Genomic DNA, 2,850 nt, shown 5'->3' on the forward strand with positions numbered 1-2,850 from the left:
CGGGCCGGCACCGGTGGCGACCGTGGCGGCCAGGGCGGCCGGGCAACCCGCCGAGGTCAGCAGGGGTCAGCAGGGCGCCACGGCCTCGGGCCCGATGGGTATCAGGGACGAGGTGACGATGCGGCGGTTGGCCTGGCGGAACTCCTCGGCCACCCGGCCGCAGCTCAGGCACTCGTCGAGGTGCCGCGCCAGCTCCCGTCCGCGCCGCCGGCCCGGGCGGCGCACGGCGCCGGCCAGCAGCGAGGTGAAGTAGCGGCACTCCAGGCCGGTGCCCTCGTCCACGTGCGCCCGCAGGTACGCCTCGCGCAGCCCGGACCGGGCGCGGGCGGCGAGGGAGCGCACCCCGCTCGGCGTCATGCTCATCCGCTTGCCGACGGTGGCGGCGGACTCGCCCTCGACCACGAAGAACCAGAGCAGCACCTGCCAGCGCTCGGGCAGGGCGCGGAAGGCCCGCGCGATCAGCTCCGCCTCCTCGGCGGCGAGCTGCGCACCCTCGGTGGCCGTCTCGTCGGCCAGGTGGTCGGCCCAGCTGTGGAAGTCCTCCGGCAGCAGGACGCGGTCCGTGGTCTGGGCGCTCCACTCCATCGCCGTCCGGCGGACGCACGCCTTCAGGTACGGGCGCCAGGCGTGCCGCGGCCCTCGGCCGCGGGCGACGGAGTGGTAGGTGCTGGCGTAGGCCTCGGCGGCGAGGTCCTGCGCGGTCTGCAGGTCGCGGCAGTAGCGGCGGGCGTAGGCGAGCACCGCGCCGTGGTGCCGCGTGAACACCTCGGCCATCACCTCCCGGATGCGGGAGGTTCCGATCGGGGTCGGGGCGGCGATCGCCTCCGCGAGTTCGGCGTCGCTCAGCGCGCTCAAACCGGACTCGGGGGTACTACTGGTACGAGGGGTCACCCTGTTCCTCCTCAGCTCTGGCCTTCTCACGGGGGGAGTTCGCGGGGCCTGGCCGGCGTGTCGGCCGCACGGGCCGGGACGGGGAACTGCCTGGACGAAAGGCATCGACGGCGTTTCACTGCTGGGACCGTCGGGACGGTGTGGCGGAAGGGCCACAGCACACCAGTCCCACGGGTTTCAGTGCAACAGTCTTCAAAACGGCAGCGCGCCGGACGATTCCGGATCCGAATGTGGGGGAATCGCGTGCATCGCGTCACGGCTGCGTCTCGGTGCCGCCGGACGCGCTCCCACCGCTGGTGGGCGCGCCGGACGACACTCTGGCGCGACCGCGTCAAGTGGAACGGCCGCGAAAAGTGCGGAAAGTTCATACAGCATTTGCATGGTTGAGCGCCCCCGGCCGGCTCCTTGTGTGACAGAGTGTCAGCAATTTGGGTGACGCTCCGACACATCCCGTGCAGCGCACAGCGACAACACGCGTGCAAGAGGGCGGGGTCACCCCCGGCCGCTGCCGGCGGTGACCCCGCCCTCTGGTTGCTGTGCGTGCCCGGCTACCCCCCGCCGGTGTGCTCGTGCGTTGCGCTGTGGTCGGCCCCGTTCACCACCTTTCCGCCCAGGAGGCCGTGGAGTTGGTCCGCGGTGGCGTCGGAGAGCACCACCACCCAGTCGTCGCCCACCAGATAGGACCCGCCGTAGGCCTCGGCCTCGGTGATCCAGGCCTGCTGGGCCCGCACCTCCGGGAAGGTGGCGATCCAGATCTCCTCCCCGCCCGAGGTGCACAGGCCCTGGCGGAGGTCGGCCGTGTCCGCGGTGATCTCGGCCGTGCAGCCGATCCGCCGGGCCAGCAGCTCCACCGAGTTGCCGGCGGGGCGCTGGGCGGCCTGCGAGGTGCCGGCCAGTCCTCCCGGCCCCCAGAGGAGTTCGAAGACCCCGAGGAGGAGCAGGAGGACCAGCGCGGACCACTTCAGCGCGGTGCGGACGGAACGGCCCTCCCCGGGCGGCGCGAGGGCCGCGCTCAGGGCCCTCACTTGCCGGCCGCCGCCTTGCCCTGCGGGTTGATGGCCGTCCACAGGCCGTTGGCCAGGCCGTTCCCGAGCGCGTCGCCGGCGCTCTTGTCACCGGTGTAGAGGTAGGCGGGCGTGCAGTTGATGCTCAGCTGCCAGGAGCCGTCCGAGCGCTGCATCTTGCCGACCAGCTTCGGGTCCACGCCCTTGATCTTCTTGGGGTCGACCGGCGGCGCGGGCGTCCAGGTCTTGAGGCACTCCCCCTCGCAGTTGGACTTCATCGGCCAGGCGGTGTCCTTGCCGAAGTGGTAGAGCGTCATGCCGTTGGCGTCCACCATGATCGGGCCGAGCTGCGGGTGGTTGAAGATCGAGATCTGCACACCGGCCGGGGCCTGCTGGGTCATCGACGGCATGGCGGTCGGCTGCGCGGTCGCGGTGGGCGCCGCGGTGGCGCCGCCGGCCTTGGCCTTGCTCCCGTCCGGCGCCAGGGCGTGCCAGGTGCCGCCCACGCCCTCGCCCTTGGTGTCACCGGGCGCGGAGTCCTGCGCGTAGCGGTAGGCGGGCCAGCCGCCGACCGTCAGCTGTCGCGAGCCGTCGGCCCGGGTGATCTCGCCGAGCTTGCCGGCGTCGACGCCGGTGCCCGCCGTGGTGGCGTCGTCCTTCAGCACGGGCGGCCAGGTGGTGGCACAGGTCCCCGCGCAGTTGGACGCCGGCGGCTTGGCGGTGTCCTTGTCGAAGCGGTAGAGGGTGAAGCCCTCGCCGTCCGTCAGCACCGGGCCGAGCTTCTCGTCGACGCGGACGGCCAGCTGGCCGCCCGGCTTGCCCGCGGAGCCCGCCGGCGCGGAGGACCCGTAGTCGCCGTACGCCAACCGCGGCGTCTGGGACGCCATCGGATCCTCCGGCCCGCACGCCGGATTCGCCCACGACACCGCCGACGTCGACACCTACCTCGGCGTCC

General features: G+C 72.9%; 3 protein-coding genes. All 3 read right to left on the reverse strand.

The window, feature by feature from the left end; all coding sequences use genetic code 11:
* Positions 1-66 precede the first annotated feature (66 nt).
* The 3 genes from ABZ641_RS31695 to ABZ641_RS31705 all read right to left on the reverse strand — a co-directional run bounded on the left by ABZ641_RS31695 (position 67) and on the right by ABZ641_RS31705 (position 2,782).
* Positions 67-891, reverse strand: coding sequence for a sigma-70 family RNA polymerase sigma factor (locus ABZ641_RS31695; RefSeq protein ID WP_344623294.1), 825 nt, complete (start codon positions 889-891; stop codon positions 67-69).
* Positions 892-1,439: 548 nt separating this feature from the next.
* Positions 1,440-1,916, reverse strand: a complete 477-nt coding sequence (locus ABZ641_RS31700) for a hypothetical protein (RefSeq protein WP_359987393.1) — start codon at positions 1,914-1,916, stop codon at positions 1,440-1,442.
* Positions 1,913-2,782 (reverse strand): SCO0930 family lipoprotein, encoded by an 870-nt coding sequence (locus ABZ641_RS31705; protein ID WP_359987396.1) that lies wholly within the window; start codon positions 2,780-2,782, stop codon positions 1,913-1,915. Before ABZ641_RS31705 ends, ABZ641_RS31700 begins: the two co-directional genes overlap by 4 nt.
* Positions 2,783-2,850: the final 68 nt, after the last annotated feature.

The sequence above is a fragment of the Kitasatospora sp. NPDC007106 genome (genome assembly GCF_040634455.1).
GTDB classification, from domain to species: Bacteria; Actinomycetota; Actinomycetes; order Streptomycetales; family Streptomycetaceae; genus Kitasatospora; species Kitasatospora arboriphila.